Source organism: Streptococcus sp. UBA4344 (assembly GCF_002393675.1).
Lineage (GTDB): Bacteria > Bacillota > Bacilli > Lactobacillales > Streptococcaceae > Streptococcus > Streptococcus vicugnae.
Genome location: NZ_DGTE01000020.1, coordinates 119294 through 135448, shown reverse-complemented (window position 1 = coordinate 135448; position 16155 = coordinate 119294). Strand labels below are relative to the sequence as shown.

Annotated in this window: 14 protein-coding genes; 4 read left to right on the top strand and 10 right to left on the bottom strand. The window is 35.8% G+C overall.

What is annotated here, in order from left to right:
• Positions 1 to 7 precede the first annotated feature (7 nt).
• Positions 8 to 1816, bottom strand: a complete 1809-nt coding sequence (gene dnaG / locus B4D49_RS03895; RefSeq protein ID WP_286783356.1) for a DNA primase — start codon at positions 1814 to 1816, stop codon at positions 8 to 10.
• A 118-nt stretch (positions 1817 to 1934) separates the two neighbouring features.
• Between dnaG and mscL the strand changes: the two genes are divergently transcribed.
• A complete protein-coding gene (gene mscL, locus B4D49_RS03890) occupies positions 1935 to 2315 on the top strand; it encodes a large conductance mechanosensitive channel protein MscL (protein WP_132870019.1) in 381 nt (126 codons plus the stop codon).
• 65 nt (positions 2316 to 2380) lie between these two features.
• Here mscL and rpsU read toward each other — a convergent pair whose 3' ends face one another.
• The 8 genes from rpsU to B4D49_RS03850 form a co-directional block, all read right to left on the bottom strand.
• Positions 2381 to 2557 (bottom strand): 30S ribosomal protein S21, encoded by a 177-nt coding sequence (gene rpsU / locus B4D49_RS03885; protein WP_000048058.1) that lies wholly within the window; start codon positions 2555 to 2557, stop codon positions 2381 to 2383.
• Positions 2558 to 2732: 175 nt separating this feature from the next.
• A complete protein-coding gene (locus tag B4D49_RS03880; protein ID WP_286783218.1) occupies positions 2733 to 3548 on the bottom strand; it encodes a transporter substrate-binding domain-containing protein in 816 nt (271 codons plus the stop codon).
• A gap of 101 nt (positions 3549 to 3649) precedes the next feature.
• Positions 3650 to 4762: an aminotransferase gene (locus B4D49_RS03875; RefSeq protein WP_286783217.1), complete on the bottom strand. Its 1113-nt coding sequence runs from the start codon at positions 4760 to 4762 to the stop codon at positions 3650 to 3652.
• Between the two features lie 84 nt (positions 4763 to 4846).
• Positions 4847 to 5656, bottom strand: coding sequence for a transporter substrate-binding domain-containing protein (locus B4D49_RS03870; protein WP_286783216.1), 810 nt, complete (start codon positions 5654 to 5656; stop codon positions 4847 to 4849).
• Between the two features lie 11 nt (positions 5657 to 5667).
• Complete coding sequence (locus tag B4D49_RS03865) at positions 5668 to 6486, bottom strand: ABC transporter substrate-binding protein (RefSeq protein WP_277997070.1); 819 nt, start codon at positions 6484 to 6486, stop codon at positions 5668 to 5670.
• Positions 6487 to 6646: 160 nt separating this feature from the next.
• Positions 6647 to 8911 (bottom strand): glycogen/starch/alpha-glucan family phosphorylase, encoded by a 2265-nt coding sequence (gene glgP / locus B4D49_RS03860; RefSeq protein ID WP_286783215.1) that lies wholly within the window; start codon positions 8909 to 8911, stop codon positions 6647 to 6649.
• A 20-nt stretch (positions 8912 to 8931) separates the two neighbouring features.
• Positions 8932 to 10434: a 4-alpha-glucanotransferase gene (gene malQ, locus B4D49_RS03855; RefSeq protein WP_286783214.1), complete on the bottom strand. Its 1503-nt coding sequence runs from the start codon at positions 10432 to 10434 to the stop codon at positions 8932 to 8934.
• A 163-nt stretch (positions 10435 to 10597) separates the two neighbouring features.
• Complete coding sequence (locus B4D49_RS03850; RefSeq protein WP_286783213.1) at positions 10598 to 11626, bottom strand: LacI family DNA-binding transcriptional regulator; 1029 nt, start codon at positions 11624 to 11626, stop codon at positions 10598 to 10600.
• 342 nt (positions 11627 to 11968) lie between these two features.
• Here B4D49_RS03850 and B4D49_RS03845 point away from each other — a divergent pair, with 342 nt between their 5' ends.
• The 3 genes from B4D49_RS03845 to B4D49_RS03835 all read left to right on the top strand — a co-directional run bounded on the left by B4D49_RS03845 (position 11969) and on the right by B4D49_RS03835 (position 15561).
• Entirely contained in the window at positions 11969 to 13228 is a 1260-nt protein-coding gene (locus B4D49_RS03845; protein ID WP_286783212.1) for an extracellular solute-binding protein, read from the top strand.
• 129 nt (positions 13229 to 13357) lie between these two features.
• Positions 13358 to 14725 carry a carbohydrate ABC transporter permease gene (locus B4D49_RS03840; protein WP_157629157.1) on the top strand — a complete coding sequence of 456 codons (1368 nt, stop codon included), beginning with the start codon at positions 13358 to 13360 and terminating at the stop codon, positions 14723 to 14725.
• Entirely contained in the window at positions 14725 to 15561 is an 837-nt protein-coding gene (locus B4D49_RS03835) for a sugar ABC transporter permease (RefSeq protein ID WP_132869275.1), read from the top strand. Before B4D49_RS03840 ends, B4D49_RS03835 begins: the two co-directional genes overlap by 1 nt.
• Positions 15562 to 15682: 121 nt before the next feature.
• Here the strand turns inward: B4D49_RS03835 and B4D49_RS03830 are convergent, their stop codons facing one another.
• Positions 15683 to 16147 carry an 8-oxo-dGTP diphosphatase gene (locus B4D49_RS03830; RefSeq protein WP_132869274.1) on the bottom strand — a complete coding sequence of 155 codons (465 nt, stop codon included), beginning with the start codon at positions 16145 to 16147 and terminating at the stop codon, positions 15683 to 15685.
• Positions 16148 to 16155: the final 8 nt, after the last annotated feature.

The following is a 16155-nucleotide window of genomic DNA, read 5'->3' as shown; positions in this document are numbered from 1 at the left end:
TTTTCCTCTATTCCATATTTCTTTTTTGGGCAATGAGATTTTCCAAAACCGCTAAAGCTGCGTCAACATCCCCAAGATTGCTAGATTCACGAATTAATTTACTTTGTTTTTGCAAATCCCTCTCTTGAAGCAAGTGGTTACGTTTCTGAATAATTTCTTCAACCTCGTTAGGCCCAACATCATCTGGTAGATTTTCCTCTAATACTTGATAATACATCTGCCGCGTTCGATCATCCAACTGCGCTAAATCATATGAAGAAACCTCCCCCTGCTGCATTAATAAATCATAGAGTGTCTGCAACTCACGGGTATCAAAAGTAAATTCTTCTCGATTTCTAAATTCATTAAGAAGATAATCATGCGTCAATAACCTTTGCATCAACTGACTTTCTGCTTTAATAATCGCAGAGATATTCTTTGATATCGGTAATTCAACAACCGTCACTCTTTGTTTGGCTGCTTCTGATTGAAGAACTGAGCGATTTTGAAGTCGCTCGCTATTTACCGATTGCTCAACTTGATAATAATCAAAGTCAGGCAATAAATCAGCCACCATATTAATATACGAATTTTGTGCCGTAATCGATGGTGATTGAGCAATGATTTTTGAAATCTTCTCTACATAAGCAATTTCAGCCTGAAGATTATCACTGTTTTCCGGTTTTAAGTACTGAATAAAGAATTCTGTACTACTAATCCGACTATTTTCAAGCAAGTTTGCTAAAGCTTGTGGAGAATTCTTTTGAATGAATTCATCCGGGTCCATCTGATCTGGAACTCGCACAATTTCAACATTAAAATCTTTTAAAAGTTCCAAAGACTTAGCAATCGCATTTTGTCCTGCATTATCACCATCATATGTCAAAATAACTTTTTTAGCATAACGCCTTAAATGCCTTACATGCTCTGGGGTCAAAGCCGTCCCCATCGAAGCAACAGCATTTTCAATACCAGCTCGATAAGCCGCAATGACATCCATAAAACCTTCCATTAAATAGACTTCATGTTTTTTCGACATTACAGGTCTCGCCTTATCTAGATGATACAACTCATAAGACTTATTAAATAAAGCGGTTGACCTAGTATTCTTATACTTAGCCTGCTTATTCTCTAAATCTTCTTTGGTCCAAATACGACCTGAAAAAGCAACAACTTGACCACTATCATCCGTCAGAGGAAACATGATTCGATTTTGAAAAGCATCATAAACGCGATTCGTGCGCTCAGACAAATTAAAAAGACCTGAAGCCATCAAAGCATTCTCTTCGTATCGTTTTGCAAGAGATTGATAAAGAAAATCAGGCTCATTTGGCGACAATCCAATGTTAAAATAATCAATCAATTCATCTGTTAAGCCACGTTGTGCTAGATAAGCTTTTGCTTCTTGACCTTCCTTCGTCGTTTTCAAAACAGCATTGTAGAACTTAGCCGCATCCTTGTGAATATCAATCAAAACTTGATTAGGATTTTGTGGCTTTGCTTGCGCCTGCTGCGTCTCAATCGGTAAAGAAATGCCCGCACGTTCAGCAACAAGATGAACACTTTCTAAAAAACTAATCTGACGATATTCTTCTAAAAACTTAAAAACATCTCCAGATTTTCCGCAACCAAAACAATGGAAAAATTGTTTGTCTTCTATAACATTAAAAGACGGTGTTTTTTCCTTATGAAATGGACAAAGTCCAACATAGTTGCGACCTGCACGTGTAAGATTGACCACTTCGCCAATAACATCAACAATATTAACGCTATTTTTTATCTCGGTAATTAACTCTTTGTCAATCGCCAAAAGACCACCTCCACGCACTATTCCCATTTTAGTTTTGTATTTCATTATAACATTTTGAATGTGATTTGTAAATTCTCAAAAATCGGACTTTATGAAAGATTTTTGGTATAATGGTACTAACAAAAATATATTGGAGGTTTTTCGAATGATTAAAGAACTTAAAGAATTTTTGTTCAAAGCAAACGTTCTTGATCTTGCTGTCGCAGTTGTTATGGGGGCTGCATTTAACGCTATCATTACTTCTCTTGTCGAAGATGTTATCACACCACTCTTCCTCAATCCTGCTCTGAAAGCTGCCGGTGTGGCTAAAATTGCTGACCTTTCTTGGAATGGTGTTGCTTACGGTAGTTTCTTAAGCGCCGTTATTAACTTCCTTATCGTTGGTACAACACTGTTTTTCGTAGTTAAAGCTGCAAATGCTGCCACTGCCCTTAGCAAAAAAGGTAAGGACGAGGAAGAGACTGAAGCTGCTCCAACTCAAGAAGAACTTCTTACAGAAATTCGTGACTTATTGAAAGAAAAATAATCTTTATAAGTCCTCAAAGCATAAAAAGAGACGCTTAGCGCCTCTTTTTTGTATCTAATGTTTAATTAGAATTTTTTACGTTTGCGAGCTGCTTCTGATTTGCGTTTACGTTTTACAGAAGGTTTTTCGTAGAATTCACGTTTACGTGATTCTTGAAGAGTCCCAGCTTTAGTCACAGAACGTTTGAAACGACGAAGTGCATCGTCAAGTGATTCGTTTTTACGTACTACTGTTTTTGACATGTGTTTCACCTCCTCAAGACATTGTAACATTTACACGTTCCTTACCATGATACATGAATTATATCAAAAAGTCAATCTAAAAACATGCATTATGTGACATTTTTTGTGATTTCTCTTATCACCCCAAAAAGCATTCTTGAAATAGAAAAAGAGCTGAAATACAAGCTCTTTTTTATTAGTTATCAATTTCATTTCCTGTCAATTGTGCAGCATCTGAAATGTATTGTTTGTATTTATCGTCTTTTGCTAATTTCTTAATAACTTTGTTAACTGTTTTAACCATTTCACCGCTACCCTTTGGCATAGCTACAGCTTTAGCGTCACCATCACCAGTTTTCAAAGCAAAGCTTGCTAGCGCTAAATCGGAATTCTGTGAAAGATATCCTTCGGCTACCGGTTTTTCAAGATCAACTGCTTGAACTTGACCAGATTTCAATTCATTAATCGCTTCTCCCATTGCTGTTAGAGAAATGATTTTTGAATCTTTCAATTGATCTTTAGCCAACCCCTCTTCGATAGTTCCTTTTTGGACTGCTACTTTGACGCCCGATAAACTGTCTACAGAATTATATTTATTAAGATCGCTCGCTTTAACCAGAACAGCATTTTCAGTTTCATAATATGGTTCTGAAAAATCATAAGCGTTTTTACGTTCTTTAGTTGCCGACAAGCCTGAAATCGCCATATCTGCTTTTCCAGTTTGAAGACTTGAAAGGACATTATCAAAACTCATTGAAGACAACTCAAGTTTTACACCTAGTTCATCAGCAATAGCTTTCGCTAATTCAACATCAGCTCCAACAATAGTATCCTTACCATCAACCAAAGCTTTAAATTCAAATGGTGCATAGTCAGGACTCATAGCCACGACTAATTTACCTTTTTTAACTACTTTTTCTTGTAAATTTTCATTTGATGAAGATCCACAAGCTGCCAACGTAAAAACAGAGACAAGCGCGAGTATCCCTAGAACAAGCTTTTTAATTTTCATATTTATTCTCTCTTCTCTTAAACTTATCTATATTTTATCTATCTTTTTGCAATTAGTCAACGATTTTTGAATAAAAATTCATTTTAATCATTAAACTATTTTTAATAGTTTTTCAAACAAGACGATAGCAAACTTAAGCCTTTTTTCAAAGTTTCTTGCTTGCAGGAATAACCCAATCTAACAAAACCTTCCTTGTCAAAACGATTTCCAGGAACCAAAAGAACACCGTATTCTTTCAACAAAGTCAGGCAAAAGTCTTCGATAGGAATACCAACATTTAATTTCACAAAGGACGTTGGTACTTCTGCTGGTTTTATGTAGGAAGCTTTTTCTTCCTTGCTAATCCACTGGTCAAGAATAGCTAAATTTTCTCTGATAATCTGACGATTACGCTCTAAAATCACATGCTTATGTTTTAAAGCTAAGCTAGCCACCATATCATCAAACACACCCGCACAAATCATTGTGTAATCTCGATAATCACGTAAGATATCTGCAACTTCATCACAAGCAGCAACCCAACCAACACGAATACCAGGTAATGAAAATGTCTTTGAAAGACTATTAACCGAAATCCCTCTGTCATACAAATCAATAATAGATGAAACTTTTTGATTTGTAAAAGGGCGGTAGACTTCGTCAGACAAAATATAAGCATCACAAGATTTAGCAATTTCAACCAATTCACGTAGGTAATTATCGTCCATGACTGCACCAGTTGGATTGTTAGCATTATTAATACAAATCATTTTAGTATTTGGACGAATCATTTGACGTAGCTCAAATAAATCTGGAAGCCAGCCATTTTCTTCCTTAACTTGCCATAAATCAACTTCTGCTCCTAAAGACTTTGGAATATCATAAAGTTGCTGATAAGTTGGATAGATAGAAATAACATGATCACCTGGTTCAATCAGTCCGTACAGCACCAACATATTAGCTCCGGTGGCACCGTTTGTCTGAAGAATTTGACTTTCTGTCACAAAATTATACAAACTACTGACTGCTTTTTTAAATTCTGGAGAGCCTTCAATCCAACCATAGTTTAATTTTTTTGACAGTAATTCTTGATAAAATTTCTCTTTTGATTCACCTGTTAGATCAAACAACTCTTGTAAAGTCAAAGCTTCAATAGACACACCAGCAATATCATATTTAGCTTCTCTCTCATGGACGTTAAGCCATTCTTCAACTCCAAATCGTGGTAATTTCATCGCATACCCCTTCTGACTTTCTAAGATTATTTTACCATTCACAAGGAAAAACCGAGAGCAATTACCCTCAGTTTCCTTCCATTTTTATTCTGACGTTGAACTAGTCTGCGTATAAGTCGATGCTTTTTCAATCCAAGCATCAAATTCGCCTGTTTTCTTAGCCTTTTTAATGACTTTATTGACAGAAGAAATTAGCTTTTTATCACTTCCTTTAGCAAAAGCTACAGCGTATGCATCAGTATCTGTTGATTTTAAAGACATATCTGCAATGGTTAAATCAGGATTTTGTGAAATATATCCTTCTGCAATAGCTTTTTCTAACACAACCGCTTGAAGTTGATTACTTTTTAGTTCATTAATCATCTCTCCATTTGAAGTAAGAGAAACAAGTCTTGAATCGGGTAATTGATCTTTAGCAATATTTTCTTGAATAGAACCTTTTTGGGCACCAACTGATTTTCCTGCCAAACTTTCTAAAGTTGGATAAGTTGCGACATCTGCTTTTTTCACAATCACAACATTTTCAGCTTCATAATAGGCATCTGAAAAATCATAAGCCTTTTTACGTTCATCAGTCACTGAAATTCCCGCAATAGCAATATCAGCTTTTCCAGAAGTCACCGAAGCAAGGACATTATTAAAGGACATGACTGAAAAATCTGCTTTGACATTTAACTCTTTGGCGATGGCCTTTGCAAGCTCAATATCAGCTCCAACCAAAGTATCTTTGCCATCAATCAATGTTTTAAATTCAAATGGTGCAAATTCTGACTCAGTTGCAATAACTATTTTACCTTTATTTTGAATACTTTTTTGACTTGTTCCCGAAGATGAACAAGCGGTCATGCTTCCTACTGCTAAAAGTAGAAATAAACCTCCTAAAAACTTCTTCATACCATCTCTCCTTAATTGTTTGATTCACTTGTTGACAAGTTATAAGCGTCTTGAACAAATTGATCAATTTTACCTGAATTTTTCAACTCTTTGATAACTTTATTAACTTCTTTCGTCAATTTGTCATCTCCTTTAGGGAGAGCAACAGCATAGGCATCAGCATCGTCGTTTTTCAATTTGATGTTTGAAATTGTTAAGTCATCATTATTTGCTGCATATCCTTCTGCAATTGGTTTTTCTAAAACAACAGCTTGGATTTGACCATTTTTCAACTCATTGATCATTTCACCATTTTGCGTCAAGGCAACAACTTTTGATCCCTTCAATTGTTCAGAGGCAACAGTTTCTTGGATAGAACCTTTTTGTGTTCCAACTGACAAACCATCTAGTGAACTTGTTTTTGTATATTTATCAAGGTCAGTTTTCTTAATCAAGACAACATTTTCTGATTCATAGTAAGGTTCTGAGAAATTATAAGCTTTCTTACGTTCAGGTGTTGCAGAAATACCTGAAATAGCTACATCTGCTTTTCCAGATTGAAGACTTGCCAAAACATTATTAAATGACATTGATGAAAATTTTACTTTAACGCCAAGTTCTTCACCAATCGCTTTAGCAATCTCTACATCAGCACCAACAATTGTATCTTTACCGTCAACCAAAGTTTTAAATTCAAATGGCGCGAATTCAGGATTCATGGCAACAACAAGTGTTCCTTTGTCCTTAACATCAGAAACTGATGTATCTTTTTGATTATTTGATCCGCATGCTGTTAACAAAAAGGCTGAGGCAACAAGGGCTAACCCACCAAACATTTTACTTACTTTCATAGTCATTTTCTCTTTTCTTTTTTGATATGTATACATTTTATGTAATATTTATACATTTGTCAACCCTAAATTTATAAAAATTCAATATTTTTTGTATTTTTCTGTATATACATAAAAAGGCGAGGTTGTTAAACCAACCTCACCCATTTTAAACTATACTTTATTTGCTGTGCCAGATTTCATCATTGTATTGTTCGATAGTACGGTCAGATGAGAAGAATCCTGCTTTAGCAATATTCTTGATAACTTTTGTCATCCAAGATTTTTGATCTTCGTAATCAGCAAGCATTTGTTCTTTAACAGCAATGTATTCTTTAAGGTCAATCAATGTCATGAACCAGTCTTTGTTAATCAATTCATTATAGAGACGTTCAAGACGTTCAACATTACCATGTTTAACCAATTCATCACTAACAATAAAGTCTACTGCTTCTTTGATGACAGGATCATTTTCATAGTAATCAGTTGCTACGTAACCTTGAGTTGCATAAAGATCAATGATTGTATCTGAATCTTTACCGAATGTATAAATATTATCCATACCAGCAAGTTCAGCGATTTCAACGTTGGCACCATCCATTGTACCAAGCGTCAAAGCACCATTAAGCATGAATTTCATGTTACCAGTACCTGAAGCTTCTTTAGAAGCAAGAGAGATTTGTTCTGAAATATCTGTCGCAGGAATCAAGTGTTCAGCTACAGTAACATTGTAGTTTTCAACTAAGTGAACATTTAGGTATTTGTTTACTTCTGGGTCGTTGTTAATCAATTCAGACAAGCAAAGAATCAAGTGAATAACATCTTGTGCAATGATGTATGCTGGTGCTGCTTTACCACCAAAGATAACAGTAATTTTACGTTCGGGTAGGTTACCACGTTTGATTTCAAGGTATTTATGAATGACATAAAGTGCATTCATTTGTTGACGTTTGTACTCATGGAAGCGCTTGATTTGTGTATCAATAATTGAGTTTTCATCAAGGTCAATACCTTTATTATCTTTAAGGTAACGTTTAAGTGCAAGTTTATTATTGTGTTTGATTTCAGCTAATTTAGTATGAACAGCTTCGTCATCAGCAAATGCTAACAATTTTTCAAGTTTAGTTGCATCAGTAAGGTATTCATCACCAATAAGTTCTTTAAGGTAATCTGCTAAATCTTGGTTAGCAAATTCAAGCCAACGACGGAAAGTGATACCATTTGTTTTGTTATTGAATTTTTCAGGGTAAATGTCATAGAATGGTTTCAATTCACTATTTTTAAGGATTTCAGTGTGAAGAGCAGCTACACCATTTACTGAAGTTGAGAAGTGAATATCCATGTGAGCCATGTGAACACGACCTGATTCATCAATGATTTGAACAGCTGGGTCTGAATATTGACTAGCAACAAGTTTGTTTAATTTTTCAATGATTGTTACCAAGTGAGGGACAACTTCATTGAGGTAATCAAGAGGCCATTTTTCAAGCGCTTCAGCCAAGATTGTGTGATTAGTGTAACCAACCATGCTTTTCACGATTGAAACAGCTTCTTCAAATTCAATACCATGTTTTTCAGTCAAAAGACGAATCAACTCAGGAATAACCATTGATGGGTGAGTATCATTGATTTGAACATAAGCGTAGTCAGCTAAATCGTGAAGATTTGAACCACGTTCAAGAGCTTCATCAATCAATAGCTGTGCTGCATTTGACACCATGAAATATTGTTGGTAAATACGAAGCAATTCACCATTACGATCTGAATCATCTGGATAAAGGAAAAGTGTCAAGTTTTTCTTGATTTCTGTTTTATCAAATGAAATACCATCGTGAATCAATCCATAGTCAAGGCCATCAATATCAAACAAGTTCAAGTAGTTTTTAGTATCACGTTTGTAACCCAAAACATCGATGCGGTCTAGACGAGATTTAAGCGTAAAATCTTTAAATGGCACATCATAACTGATGTCAGTTGGAACAAGCCATGAATCTTTTTCAATCCAGTAGTTTGCTTCTGCTTCTTGTTGATTGTCCACAAAAACTTGTTTGAATAGACCACAGTGATAGTTAAGACCAACACCTTCGCCGTTGATGCCAAGAGTTGACATTGAATCGATGAAACATGATGCCAAACGTCCAAGACCACCATTACCAAGTGAAGGTTCAAGTTCAACATCTTCTACTTCTGCGATTGATTTCCCAGCTGCAGCAAGTTCAGCTTTAACATCTTTATAGATGCCAAGGTTAATCAAGTTATTTGATAGTAATTTACCGATAAGGAATTCAGCTGAAATGTAGTAAACTTTACGTTTTGCAGTGTTTTTTGGCTTTTCAGCAGCTAATTCTTTAACGTAGTGTAAAAGTGCTACATAGATGTCTTCGTTACTCAATTCAGCAAGTTTTTGACCTTTTGATGCTAAGTAATCTGTAAATTTAGTTGTCATTGTAATATCCTTTTTCTTTTTTATTTAAATGTATTTTTGCGGCTGTAAAGGGCAGTAATGTCTTTCAAGAAAGCTTTGCGTTCATCTGTCAAATCTTCTTTTAACATACGCCATTGCCAGTTGCCACCAACAGTATTTGGAATGTTCATGCGAGACTCAGCTGGTTTGTCTAGAATGTCTTGCATAGTCGCAATTGCAATATCACTAACCGTTGCAAACAAGGTACGAAGCATTGTTTGTGTGATTGGTTCGCCTTCATGACGATGCGTATAAGCATCAACAAATGCCTTTTGTTCATCTGTTAAGTTGTCATACCAACCATTAACGACTTCATTATCATGTGTACCATTGTAGGCAATACTATTTTTGTTACAGTTATGAGGAGCATCGATGCTCTTTCCTTCTGTATCATAGAAGCCAAATTCAAGAATTTTCATACCTGGGAAAGCTGTATCTGTTAGCAACTGCTCAGCTTTAGCATCAATATAACCAAGATTTTCAGCGATGATTGGCAGTTCACCTAGTTCGTCACGAACCACATCAAACAAAGCACGTCCAGGACCAGGTTGCCAGCTACCATCATTAGCTGTTTCGTAATCACCTCGAATTTCCCAATAATCTGAGAATCCTTTAAAATGGTCGATACGAAGAAGATCATACAATTTAATACCTTCATTAATACGGTAAACCCACCAAGCATAATTTGTTTTCTTATGATTTTCCCAATCATAAATTGGGTTACCCCAGAGTTGACCATCATCACTAAATGAATCAGCAGGGACACCAGCAATGCAAAGTGGATTCTTTTCAGCATCTACTTTGAACAGTTCTGGCATTGTCCAAACTTCAACACTATCAGCTGAGACGTAGATTGGCATGTCACCAATGATTTTAATACCATTTTTATTAGCGTAAGCTTTAAGTTCAGCCCATTGTTGGTAAAAGAAATATTGTGTAACTTTATGATAAGTAATCGCATCTTTTAGTTTTTCGCGATAAGCATCAAGAGCTGTCTCTTCACGGCGAACAACTGCTTTATCATCCCATTCTTGCAAAGCTTTATTTCCAAAGAACTCTTTGATTGCCATGAATTCTGCGTAATCTTTTACCCAACTTGCTTCTTTTTCAAACTCAGCTAAAGCTTTTTGGTTATCAGAATTTTGCATAAATTCTGCAACTGCTTTATCTAAAATCGGACGACGAGCTTCAAAAATGCGAGCGTAATCAACATTTTCTAAATCATCTCCAAAGTTGACTGTTTCATAATCTTCTTTTGCTAAAAAGCCTTGTTTGGCAAGTAATTCTAAGTCAATTAAATGTGTGTTCCCAGCTGTTGCTGAGAATGATTGATAAGGGGAGTCACCATAACTAGTCGTTGTTAATGGTAGGATTTGCCAATATGTTTGGTCTGTTTCAACTAAGAAATCAACGAAGTCATAAGCTTCTTGACCAAATGTTCCCACCCCTTGTTTGCCGGGTAATGATGTGATATGCATCAGTACACCACTTGCACGTTTTTCCATATGTTTTCTCCTTTATCAACGATCTTTACATTGCAAATTATAACGCAAGCGTTTGCGTAAGTCAATCATTTTTTGTAAAAAATATAAAAAAACACCCTAACCGCTAAAACTAATAGCAATTAAGGCGTCTTTTCTTTGATAAAAGCTCCACTAGTGAAGTGATTTATTCGTCTTCAACATGTAATTGACGAACACTTTCACGTTCTCTCAATGTAAATGGAACAATGACTTTTTCAGTAATAGCTGTTTCAGGTGATTTAATCAATTCGACTAATCTTCTGAAACTTGTTCGGCCCAGATTAGCAACATTAATATCAAAAGTTGTCATATATGGGTGAATCAATGTTGAGTAAGCAGAGTTATTGAAGGTGATAATAGAAATATCATCTGGCACCTTCAACTGATAATATGATAAGAATTGTGCCAAGCGAACTGAAATCGTATCAGCAATGACAATCAGGGCAGTTGCTTTACTTGACTCAATTTTCTCAATTAGTTCTTCCAATATCATTGGATCTCTTCGATCAAACAGAAGAGCTTTTTCACTTGTGAGTCCGAGTTTCTCCATACCACGAAGGAAACCAAAATAGCGTTCTGATGATACTTCAGATTTTAAATCATCAGTAATGAATAAAATCTCACGGTGACCTTTTTGATAAAGGTATTCTACCGCTTTTTTACCCATTAGTTGGTTATCATTATCTATATAAGTAATATCATTTTCGAAACCTTCGGGAGCGCCGACAATCACAAATGGTACATTATTGTCCATCAAATATTTACGGACAGGATCTTCTGGATCAGAGTATAAGATAATAAATCCATCTACACGTTTCTGACGATACATTAATTTTACTTGTTCTTCTAATTCATCAACTGTCATACCGGTTGCAATAGAAACTGTAAAATCATTTAATTTCGCTTCGCTAGTTATAGTAGAAAGAATTTGCATAAAGAATGGTTCGTTTAAACGATCTGGTGTGATTAAAGGTGGAAAAATCAAACCAACATTATATGTTAGCCCACTGGCTAACATTTGGGCAGCAACATTAGGAACATATCCTAACTCTGCCATCGCTTTCCGAACTTTATCTTTTGTTTTCTGAGAAATGGATTTATTATCCTTCAAAACACGGCTGACCGTCGAAGGATTAACACCAGCTTTAGCCGCTACATCTTTAATTGTAACCATCTAAGTCTCCTTTGCAACTAACATTTTATAATAGATTTACTGCACTGACAAGGTTTTAGAGGTAAAAACTCTTATTTTTATCCCCTATTATACATAAATAAGAATTTTCCGCAATTGTTTGCTTTATTTTGTCAATTTTTTAGAGACATACTCTCTTTTTGGCTTATTTTATAGTAAAAACTGACCAACTTATACTAGATTGATGCTCTTTTTATTAGTCTATTTATTTAAGAGTTCAAGTTTTTTTAATTTTTTTACTAAAAACTCTTGACAATAACTGCAAACGGTTGCATAATATAAGTGTAAATAATATTACTAATCTTTCTCTAGGAGGGGAAACTCATGAAGAAGAACACATGGAAAAAAATGGTCCTTGCTGGTGCAGGTTTAACACTTGCTGGAAGCGTTTTAGTTGCTTGTTCGAATAACTCATCAACAAAATCATCTTCTGCTTCTGACAGCAAGACAATCAAACTTTGGGTACCAACAGGTGCTAAAAAATCTTATACAGACGTTGTTAAGAAATTCGAAAAAGAATCTGGCTACTCTGTAAAAATGGTAGAATCTAACGATTCAAAAGCACAAGAAAACGTTAAGAAAGATCCGCAAAAAGCTGCTGATGTCTTCTCACTTCCACATGACCAACTTGGTCAATTAGTTGAATCAGGTGTTATTCAAGAAGTTCCTGAAGATTATGCAAAAGAAATTGCTGCTAACGATACTGATCAAGCAGTTGCTGGTGCAAAATACAATGGTAAAACTTATGCTTTCCCATTTGGTATCGAATCACAAGTTCTCTTCTATAACAAATCAAAACTTTCAAGTGACGATGTTGCTAGCTACGAAACAATCACAAGCAAAGCTTCATTTGGTGCAACATTTAAAGCTATGAATGCTTATGCAACTGCTCCACTCTTCATGTCAGTTGGTGACACACTATTTGGTGAAAATGGTGAAACAGTTGACGGTACTAACTGGAGTAACGATGCTGGTGTATCAGTTCTTCAATGGATTGCTGATCAAAAATCAAACAAAGGTTTCGTTAACTTGACTGCTGAAAATGCAATGTCTAAATTCGGTGACGGAAGCGTTGCTTCACTTGAATCAGGCCCTTGGGATCTTAAAGCTGCACAAGACGCTGTTGGTAAAGATAATCTTGGTATTGCTGTTTATCCAAAAATCTCAATTGGTGGTAACGAGGTTCAACAAAAAGCTTTCCTTGGTGTGAAACTCTTTGCTGTTAACCAAGCTCCTGCAGGTTCAGATACAAAACGTATCGCTGCTTCATACAAACTTGCTTCTATGCTTACTAGCGCAGAAAGCCAAGAAAACCAATTCACTTACGAAGGTCGTAACATTATTCCTGCTAACAAAGAAGTTCAATCATCAGATAAAGTTCAATCAGATGAATTGGCTCAAGCAGTTATCAAGATGGCTTCATCATCAGACTACACAGTTGTAACACCTAAACTTAGTCAAATGACTACATTCTGGACTGAAAGCGCTGCACTTCTCAGCGATGTCTACAATGGTAAAATTCAAAGTGGTGACTACCTCGCTAAATTGCAACAATTTGACAAAGATTTAGCTAATGCTAAGTAAGATGTTCTGAAGTGGGGAGTTACATCCCCACTTTATTTTTAGGGAAACTCTTGTCGGAGTTATTGCTAAGAACTTTAAGATTAAATTTTTAGCAGTGACTTCCAACAAGATTAATAAAAGGAGTTTTGTATGACTAATTCACACTATTTTGACAGTGTATCAGTTACTGAGGCTTTTAAAAAAGGAAAATTTGATACCAAACTATCATTTCTGATTATGGGATTCTCAAATTTTTACCATAAACAGATTATTAAAGGTTGCTTGTTTTTACTATCAGAGATTCTTTTCTTAATCACTTTCTTCTCTCAGATTATTCCAAACTTACAAGGATTAATCACTCTGGGAACACACCAACAAGGTCTTGTTGAACAAACCGTCAACGGGATTAAGATGAAAGTTGCTGTTGATGGCGATAACTCAATGTTAATGCTTATCTTCGGTCTTGCTTCTCTTATCTTCTGCCTTGTTTTTGCTTACATTTATTGGTGTAACCTTAAGAGCGCTAGAAATCTTTACGTCATCGATAAAGAAGGTTTGAAAGTTCCTACCTTTAAAGAAGACTTTGAAACATTGGCAAACGGTCGTTTCCACATGACTTTGATGGCAGTCCCAATGATTGGGGTTCTTCTCTTCACTATCTTGCCATTAATTTATATGATTTGTTTGGCCTTCACAAGTTATGACCATAATCATTTACCACCGAAAAGTTTGTTTGACTGGGTTGGTTTTGCTAACTTCGGTAACATCTTTAATGGTCGTATGGCAGGAACATTCTTCCCAGTCTTGTCTTGGACATTAATTTGGGCAGTCTTTGCCACTGTTACTAACTTCTTCTTTGGTATTGTTCTTGCATTAATCATTAATACTAAAGGATTGAAATTGAAAAAAATGTGGCGTACTATCTTCGTTATCACAATTGCTGTGCCACAATTCATTTCACTTCTTATCATGAGAAACTTGCTTAGTGATGCTGGTCCAGTTAATGCATTCCTTGAAAAAATTGGACTTATCTCAGCAGCAAACCCATTGCCATTCCTTTCTGATCCACTTTGGGCTAAATTCTCAATCATTATCGTTAACATGTGGGTAGGTATTCCTGTCACAATGCTTGTTGCTTCAGGTATTATCATGAACCTACCACAAGAACAAATTGAAGCCGCTGAAATCGATGGTGCCAATAAATTCCAAATCTTTAAATCAATCACATTCCCTCAAATCTTACTTGTGATGATGCCAAACTTGATTCAACAATTTATCGGTAACATCAACAACTTCAACGTTATCTACCTTCTTACTGGTGGTGGTCCTACTAACTCTAACTTCTACCAAGCTGGTAGCACAGACTTGCTTGTTACTTGGCTCTACAACTTAACAGTTACTGCAGCTGACTACAACCTTGCTTCTGTTATCGGTATTCTTATCTTTGTTCTTTCTGCTGTATTTAGTCTCTTGGCTTACACAAGAACAAGTTCTTACAAGGAAGGGGTTGCTAAATAATGAAAAACAAAAAACGTTTAACACTGACATTTGTCTATATTCTATTGATTGTTTTATCAATCATCTGGCTCTTTCCAATTGTTTGGGTTGTTCTTACTAGCTTCCGTGGCGAAGGAACAGCATACGTTAACTACTTCATTCCAAAAACTTGGACGCTAGATAATTATATTAAACTGTTTACTTCAGATGCCTTCCCATTTGGGCAATGGTTCTTGAATACTTTATTTGTTGCTTCTGCAACATGTGTCATTTCAACATTTATTACTGTTGCCATGGCTTACTCACTCAGCCGTATCAAATTCAAACACCGTAATGGTTTCTTGAAACTAGCTCTTGTGCTTAACATGTTCCCTGGTTTTATGAGTATGATTGCTGTATACTACATCCTCAAAGCTTTCAACCTTGACCAAACATTATTAGCTCTTATCTTAGTTTACTCAGCTGGTGCGGCCCTTGGCTTCTACATTGCTAAAGGATTCTTTGATACGATTCCTTACTCACTTGATGAATCTGCCATGATTGATGGAGCAACTCGCGCTGATATTTTCTTTAAAATCACTCTCCCTCTATCAAAACCAATCATTGTCTACACAGCGCTTATGGCTTTCATCGGTCCTTGGATTGATTTCATCTTTGCCAAAGTTATCCTTGGTGATGCAACCAACAAGTACACTGTTGCCATTGGACTCTTCTCAATGTTGCAACAAGATACTATTAATGACTGGTTCATGTCATTCACTGCTGGTTCAGTTCTTATCGCTGTTCCAATCACATTGCTCTTCATGTTTATGCAAAAATACTACGTCGAAGGCATTACTGGTGGTTCAGTTAAATAAGAAGAAGTTCAATCACTTCTCCCCTTCTATTATTAATTATCAAAAAAAGCTTGGAACATTTGTTCCAAGCTTTTTAAGTACATGAATACCGACTATATAATAGGAAGAAAAGTTTTTATTTTTACCAGAATTCACGTAAGAAATCGTCTTTCAAACGTTCACGATAAAAAAGTTCATTAAGATTTTCTTCCTCAAAAACTCGAAGTAAATTTAACATATCATAAGCCAAATCCAAGTTAGGTAAATCCTTACGTGGCACCCACTTAATCTCTCCCTCATTAGTAGAATGAATGTCACCTTCAAACTCAGACGTTCGGTACAAGAAAACAAGATAGCGTTCATCTTCTTTTGTATACCAATGTTTCATACCGACTAACTGAGGGTTCTTAATGACTAAGCCAGTTTCTTCTTTAACTTCACGGATAACCGACTCAACTAGCCCTTCATGAGCTTCAATATGCCCTCCTGGAAGAGCATATCCTGACCATGAATAACGTTTTGGGTCACGAATTTGCATAACGACATTTCCTTGACCATCTTCAATCAAGCACATATTAGTTAAAATCACACGTTGTGCACGAGACATGATTTATC